Annotated in this window: 7 protein-coding genes, 1 tRNA gene and 1 riboswitch; of the genes, 4 read left to right on the plus strand and 4 right to left on the minus strand. The window is 52.5% G+C overall.

Annotation, left to right across the window (positions count from 1 at the left end; genetic code table 11):
- Positions 1 to 322 precede the first annotated feature (322 nt).
- Positions 323 to 1,192 (plus strand): carboxylating nicotinate-nucleotide diphosphorylase, encoded by an 870-nt coding sequence (nadC, locus tag POG22_RS07625; protein ID WP_498904535.1) that lies wholly within the window; start codon positions 323 to 325, stop codon positions 1,190 to 1,192.
- Positions 1,193 to 1,588: 396 nt separating this feature from the next.
- Here nadC and POG22_RS07630 read toward each other — a convergent pair whose 3' ends face one another.
- On the minus strand, positions 1,589 to 2,644 hold the full coding sequence (locus POG22_RS07630; protein ID WP_017660669.1) for a C39 family peptidase: 1,056 nt from the start codon (positions 2,642 to 2,644) through the stop codon (positions 1,589 to 1,591).
- A gap of 224 nt (positions 2,645 to 2,868) precedes the next feature.
- Between POG22_RS07630 and POG22_RS07635 the strand changes: the two genes are divergently transcribed.
- Positions 2,869 to 2,942: transfer RNA gene (locus tag POG22_RS07635), tRNA-Pro, on the plus strand.
- 123 nt (positions 2,943 to 3,065) lie between these two features.
- Here POG22_RS07635 and POG22_RS07640 read toward each other — a convergent pair.
- On the minus strand, positions 3,066 to 3,287 hold the full coding sequence (locus POG22_RS07640) for a hypothetical protein (protein WP_017660670.1): 222 nt from the start codon (positions 3,285 to 3,287) through the stop codon (positions 3,066 to 3,068).
- A gap of 37 nt (positions 3,288 to 3,324) precedes the next feature.
- Positions 3,325 to 3,401, minus strand: a riboswitch (Glutamine riboswitch).
- Between the two features lie 96 nt (positions 3,402 to 3,497).
- Positions 3,498 to 4,601, minus strand: coding sequence for a tRNA preQ1(34) S-adenosylmethionine ribosyltransferase-isomerase QueA (gene queA, locus POG22_RS07645; protein WP_017660671.1), 1,104 nt, complete (start codon positions 4,599 to 4,601; stop codon positions 3,498 to 3,500).
- A gap of 177 nt (positions 4,602 to 4,778) precedes the next feature.
- On the opposite strand from queA, the gene POG22_RS07650 reads away from it, so the two are divergent.
- Positions 4,779 to 5,165, plus strand: a complete 387-nt coding sequence (locus POG22_RS07650) for a hypothetical protein (protein WP_017660672.1) — start codon at positions 4,779 to 4,781, stop codon at positions 5,163 to 5,165.
- An 8-nt stretch (positions 5,166 to 5,173) separates the two neighbouring features.
- Here POG22_RS07650 and POG22_RS07655 read toward each other — a convergent pair whose 3' ends face one another.
- Complete coding sequence (locus POG22_RS07655) at positions 5,174 to 5,686, minus strand: YraN family protein (protein ID WP_017660673.1); 513 nt, start codon at positions 5,684 to 5,686, stop codon at positions 5,174 to 5,176.
- 87 nt (positions 5,687 to 5,773) lie between these two features.
- Here POG22_RS07655 and POG22_RS07660 point away from each other — a divergent pair, with 87 nt between their 5' ends.
- The gene (locus POG22_RS07660; protein ID WP_245555401.1) at positions 5,774 to 6,361 is read left to right on the plus strand and encodes a pentapeptide repeat-containing protein; all 588 of its coding nucleotides are present in this window, start codon (positions 5,774 to 5,776) and stop codon (positions 6,359 to 6,361) included.
- Positions 6,362 to 6,837 lie beyond the last annotated feature (476 nt).

Genomic DNA, 6,837 nt, shown 5'->3' on the forward strand with positions numbered 1-6,837 from the left:
TGAGGGCGGCGTCGTTCGCCCCTCCTCTCGAGCGCTTAACCAATCTAACAAGACCATTAGGGACTGTCAACCCCTTTTGGAAAAAAATTTTGGCTTTTTTGAACGGCGATGGCTGAAATAACCACACAGTAAGGGGTTTGGGCTTGGAATTTTTTTGAATTTTTTTCGAGACCACCCTCCTCAACCCCGCGATCGCACTCTAATGGCTTTTCGTTCGCTCTCCATCTATCGGACTCGATTTCGGGTCGGACTCGACTGAGATCTTCCAGGGGGATCGATCGAGCTATCGTGAAAAATGCCAACTGACAGATATAGGTGACTCGTGAGCAGAACGGTAGCCCTTCCTCCCTGGATTTCGATCGACCCCTTATTAAAAGACTGGCTCAAGGAAGATATCGGACGGGGGGACGCCACCGCCCAAACCCTCCTCAACGGAACTGACGCTCGGGGAACGGCAATTTGGACGGCGAAAGCGGAAGGGATCGTGGCGGGACTCCCTCTAGCGAGGCGAATTTTCAAACTGTTGGGGTGCAGCGATCGAAGCAGTCAACTGGTGGATGACGGAACCGCCTGTGCGCCGCAAACGGCGATCGCTCGCTTTGACGGCCCCCTCGACGCTCTACTAATGGGAGAGCGAACGGCGTTGAATTTAGTAATGCGACTCAGCGGTATCGCCAGTACCACGCGGCAATATGTGGAGACGATTGCCGATTTACCCACGCAACTGACGGATACGCGCAAGACGACCCCCGGTTTGAGAGTCTTTGAGAAATACGCTACCCGCATCGGGGGCGCGACGAACCATCGTATGGGGTTAGACGATGCGGTGATGGTGAAAGACAATCACATTGCCGCTGCTGGGGGCATCCAAGCCGCAATTTCCCGCATTCGGCCGCAAATTCCCTATCCGATGACGATCGAGGTGGAAACGGAAACCCTAGACCAAGTTCGAGAGGCTTTGGAGGGAGGGGCGGACATTATCATGCTCGATAATATGACCCTGGCACAGATGCGCGAGGCGGTAGTCCTGATTCGGGGGTGCGATCGCCCGGTGAAAATTGAAGCGTCGGGGAACATCACGCTCGACAGGTTGCGTAGCGTTGCGGAAACGGGAGTCGATTACATTTCAACGAGCGCCCCGATTACGAGGTCTCATTGGCTCGATATCAGTATGAAGTTGAGTCTGGCTTAAATATCACACAGATTCCCCGGTTAGGGCGGTGCGCCTCTTTCAGGGAAGAGTTAAGAGTCTAGAGCGAACAGTTAAAGAGGAGTTCCCACTCTACACTCTGCCCTCTGCACTCTTCACCGATCGACACGCACCCTTGTATGTTGGCGGTGTACATTGGTGGTGCGTGACAAAGCGATCGGTCTCGCGATCGACACCCGATTTTTCAAGTCACGCACCCTTGTATGTTGGCGGTGTACATTGGCGGTGCGTGACAAAGCGATCGGTCTCGCGATCGACACCCGATTTTTCAAGTCACGCACCCTTGTATGTTGGCGGTGTACATTGGCGGTGCGTGACAGATCGATCGGTCTCACGATCGACACCCGATTTTTCAAGTCACGCACCCTACGGTTGTCTTTATTTTGAGATGAAATGTACCCAAAAGGAGCCGTCGGGAATGCAGACGCGGCGAATGAGGTCGTAACTGTAGGTGAGATAGGCTCCGCTTAAATCGGTGCGGTAGCCCCACTCGAACCATTCGCCGTAAGGATCGTGAACGATAAAGCCGCGATCGTTGTAGCCGACTAAGACGATGATGTGGCCGAACGAGGTGAAGTAACCGTGAATCACTAATGGATTCCCTTCGGCGAGCCAATCTTTAGCGTCTTCGATGGTGGCGTCGGTTCGGAACCGATCGCGACAACCGTAGTCGCGAACGATCTGGGCTAAGTCGTAAGGGCTGTGACGGCTCAAACCGCGTTCGATGGCGTATTCGTACAGTTCGTCTTCTAATTGGCCGATGTGGCTGCGTCTCGAGGCGCCGAGGTATTCCAAGCACATGGCTAGGGAAGTGACGTTACAAGACCCGGTAGGGTTATACCAGTTGTCGAGTTGGGACTTGTAGGGAACCTCTAGGCGAACCGAGTTGGGTTTGACTTTGGGGATTTCGCGATCTTCGTCTTCCCAAATTTGAACGTGTTCTTTGAAGGCGTACCACTGTTTCGAGTCTTCAATTTTGCCGTTGGCGTGCAGTTTGGGAAAGGCTTTGTCGCGTAAGGTGACGCGAACGTGGTTACGAACGGGTTCGTAATCGAGCAACTCGAATTCGTTATCTTGCGGGATCGATTGTTTTTCAGTATCGGGAAGGTCTGAAGACTGGAGGGGTCTGGCCTTGAAAACGGTATTTTTGAGGATTTTGACTTTCGGTGGAGGTTTGGGGAGGTCTTCTCGCTTGGTTTGAATAATCAGTTTGGCGGTACGGGCGCCAAGATAGCCCGTTTCTCCAGCTTGCATTAGGGTTTGAAACCGTTGGAAGGCTGCGGTCGTGACGGGGCCGAACTTGCCGTCTGCGGGCGGAGCTAGGATTCCCATGTCGATCAGGCGAACTTGAATTTGACGGGTGAGGTCGCCGTCTGCGGCAATGTCGTTAATGTCGTACTTGCGATCGCTATCGAGAAAGTCTTGTAACCTCATGGATGCCACATCCTATAGGTCGATTCTGTGATTGAGATAGCTCGATAGTAGCGCGATCGCTCCTAAAATCGAGAGGTGGGTCAACACAACGCCCGTTCTCTTTCGTTCTCGCTCCCGTCAACTCCCGTCCATTCTGGCTGAGTGTTGCAGGTGCTTGGCAAGTGCGGAACAAATCTTTTATAATCTGAGGGAATCGTTTGTTTTTGGAAACGGTTCGGTAGTCTCGGGATGTAGCGCAGCTTGGTAGCGCGCCTGCTTTGGGAGCAGGATGCCGCAGGTTCAAATCCTGTCATCCCGACTCGATTTAAGGCAACGATCGCAAAAGACTCCCAAGCTAATATCTTGGAAGTCTTTTATAGCCTTATGTTGCTCGGGGCGAGCGACGCCCAGTACTCGAGGCTTCTCGGACAAGCTGCGGACTCTAGCGCGTTCCGAGAATTCCCAAGTTGGAAATTCGATCGAGGGCTAGTGGAGTCGCGAGAACGAGTACTTTCACCGGCAACGGTGCGAAAACTAGGCTGAGAAGTAAGCACAACCCAGCAACGCCCGCAGTTGCAACTTTAACGATTTCTTCAGTCGTGTTGAGGCTGAAAATCATCGAAACACCAGCTACGGCTAAAGTAGCCAAGCAGGAAACTAGCATCAGCAATACCTCAAATGTTATCGATCGCTCGAGATGCGTTGCGTTCCTTCGGTGCGTAAGCCCTACTTCCGTCTCTTCTCCGATACAAGTCTCGACTGAAAAGAGATGAACGATTGAGATTAAGCTATCTTTACATTAGTAACAGCAGGTGTCAACCCCCAAAATTCACAAATCTTTGACTTGGTCTGTACGCAGGTACTCCGATCGCGGTCAAATCCAGTCCCCAGGAGGATTTTGGTTGGCTTCGGGGGTCACGAACATGGCATCGCCAAAAGAAAAGAAGCGATAGTTTTGTGCGATCGCCTCTCGATACAGAGTCAACAGTCGTTCTCGTCCCACCAGCGACGACACCAACATCATCAAACTCGACTTGGGTAAGTGAAAGTTGGTAATCAACCCCTCGACGAGACGCCAGCGATAACCGGGATAGATAAAAAGATCGGTTTTTCCGCAAAACGGCTCGAGTTCGCGATCGCCACTGCTGGCCACCGCCGCTTCGAGCGATCGCACGGCTGTCGTTCCCACGGCGATAATCCGCCCGCCTCTGGCTTTCGCCTCGCGAATCGCTTCGACGGTTTCGTGGGGAACTTTCGCCCACTCTTCATGCATGGCGTGTTGCGTGATATCGGACACTTCGACCGGACGAAACGTCCCGACTCCGACGTGTAATGTCACGAAAGCGCGACGAACCCCTCTTTCGTCCAAGCGATCGAACAGCTCGTTAGTAAAGTGTAACCCCGCTGTCGGTGCGGCGGCCGAACCCGCTTGACGGGCGTAAACCGTTTGATATTGGTTCGGCGAAGCCTGCGATTGCGTAACGTAGGGGGGAAACGGAACTTCACCGTACTCTTCCAACATCTCCAAGAACATTTTGTCCTCGGGAAACTGAAACTCCAACACGCGACCGCCCGTTTTGTCATCTACGGAAACGACACAGGCGCTAAATTCATGGTCTGAAGGGTTTGAGGGCGGTGAAAACAGAATCGACGCACCGGGTTTGAGGCGCTTTCCCGGTTTCACCAACGCCAGCCAGCGGTTTTGACTGACTGCTTCTAACAGCAGAACTTCGACTTTAGCACCGCTGGGTTTTTCCCCGTAGAGACGAGCGGGAAGCACGCGGGTATCGTTGAGAACGAGTAAATCGTTCGGTCGTAACAATTCCGGTAACTCACGAAATATGCGATGTTGGTGTTCTTGGGGAGAAGAGACCACGAGAAAACGGGCGCAATCCCTCGGTTCGACGGGATTTTGAGCGATACGCTCTTGAGGTAACTCGTAATCGTAGGCGTCGAGGGACAAATCGGGATTAGACATAGGCGATCGCACAAAACCAAGACGAACAAAAACGATAACACCACTCGATCGAACAGTCCGAAGTGGAAATTATCGCACCTTTGGGGAACTCTCCCCATGAAACGAGCGGGACTTCCCCCTACACCTTACACGCACAGTCCGCGACGATGGTAGTAGACCCCATTCACGGCACCGAACATGGATTATCTTTACTACCTCGCCAACGCCAGTTTAACGCTGAGGGTCGTCGAACACTTAAAACGCAATAACTTCCCGGTTCAATTCGTCACCGTCATTCACCAGATCGATGGTTGGGCGATTCGGGTCAAAATGGAATCTCCCCTCGAGGCTCGACAAGACGGCGATTTTCAAGCTTACCTGAAAGAACTCGGTATTCCCTATCCGTCTAATATTCGAGTTCAAATGGCAATGTGGAGCCTCGAAACGGGACAAACTCCCGTAGACGTGATGCGACGCTATCAAGTGGCGATCGTCTGTCACGGCCGCCCCGATATTGAAGAAATCGAGGCGTTTCGCCATCAGTTCGTTCGAGGACTCGGGTACTGTCCCGAAACGTTAGCTTGAGCGATCGCTCAAGCGGCCTCGAATACGTTCGTGAGATACCGATGTAACGTCAGTCGAGCATTCGCCACGTACACAGGCTTCCCGAAGACGATTTCGCCGATGTCAACCCATGACGAAACGGTTTGAGTTTGACGAGTTTTGAGGCGATCGCACTTCACCAACGCCACGTCGAACCGACAAGGTACGTCGCCAAACTGAGGATAGACGGTGAGAAACTGTTCGGCAGTCCGCCAGAGTTTCTCGCGTTTGCCAGGAGTAATCGAAAGCAAGCCGTCGGCGTCCCAATTCCCACGACTGCGAGTTTTGACCTCTACGAAAATTAGCTGTTCTGGCAGAGTGTCTTCTGACGGGGCGTCAGTTGCGGGATAGCGAGCGATCGCATCGAGTTCGCCCCAGCGACTCCGCCAGCGACGATGGAGTACTTCCCAACCCTGTTGATGCAGCCAGCGAACGACGAGTTCTTCACCGAGTTCGCCGATTTTGTGGGGAGCGTTACTGGTAGGATCGCAATGAGAGTTCACGATCTATCGAGTTTAAACAGGTCTCGGTTTAATTTCAGGTTTGCCGAGACAAAATGTCAAGTCGCGTTTCGAGGATAAAAGTTACTCGTGAAATATGGTACGGCTGTAACCCCTCCGAAGGGACAGAACACTGTTTGGCTGCGGCACAAGCACGGAAACGGTTGCGTTTTCGGCGATCGCGTTTGGAGACGACTCTGCGCGATCGTACTGTGTGTCGGGTTCTTGTTTCTAGCCGACGTAGCGTTGTACGAGAATCCAGCGCAGGCAGCGGATTACGTGAAAGAAACCTTGTTCGGGGAAGATTTCTCGGGTCAGGATTTGACGGATTCTAATTTTACGCTATCGACCATCCGCAGCAGCGACTTTAGCCATGCTAACCTGGTTGGCGTCCAGTTGTTCCGCACGAAATTTAAGGAAGTAACGTTAGAGAATGCCGATCTACGCTTTGCAACCCTCGATTCGGCAGTTTTCATCGACAGTAGTTTGAAGAACGCACTGCTGGAAGGGGCGTTTGCGTACAACGCACAGTTTAAAAATACGAATATCGAGGGGGCTGATTTTACGGACGCGTTCCTTCGAGACGACACCCAAGCCGAACTTTGTGCCATTGCGTCGGGAACGAACCCGGTGACGGAACGCCAGACGCGCGAAACGCTCATGTGCGATTATTTGTAAAAATTTGTCACCGATCGCCGCGATCGCACCCGAAGCACTCGGTTCCTTAGAGGTACTGGGTGTTTCGTTCGATCGAAACGTGCAATAGAGCATCGTGTCGCTCGCGATCGCATGGGAGATCGACTTACCCCGACGTTTCCCGTCCGATGGTCTGATGCGCGATCGCCTGCGAAGCAATCCACTGCGCGATCGCGCACCGAGTAAATATACTGTTATTGTTTCCGATCTCGCAGGGAGGGCAGGTGTTCTCTCCCTTGAGACCGTGTTCTGAGGCAACAGACTCACGATCTCTCTCTCGTCAAGCGATTTGGGGAAAACCGGCTACTACCTATCTGAGTTAGGGCTTGCTGAAAAGAAGTGAAAAGCTTACGACGTAAGGCTTAGAGGAGTCTTGACATGGCTTCGAGAACCCGAAAAAGAGGTAAAATTGGAAATTCCTGTGCATCCGGCAAGAAAAAATGTATCAAAAATCACAA

It is taken from the genome of Geitlerinema sp. CS-897 (assembly GCF_028368005.1).
Taxonomy (GTDB): domain Bacteria; phylum Cyanobacteriota; class Cyanobacteriia; order Cyanobacteriales; family Geitlerinemataceae; genus Baaleninema; species Baaleninema simplex.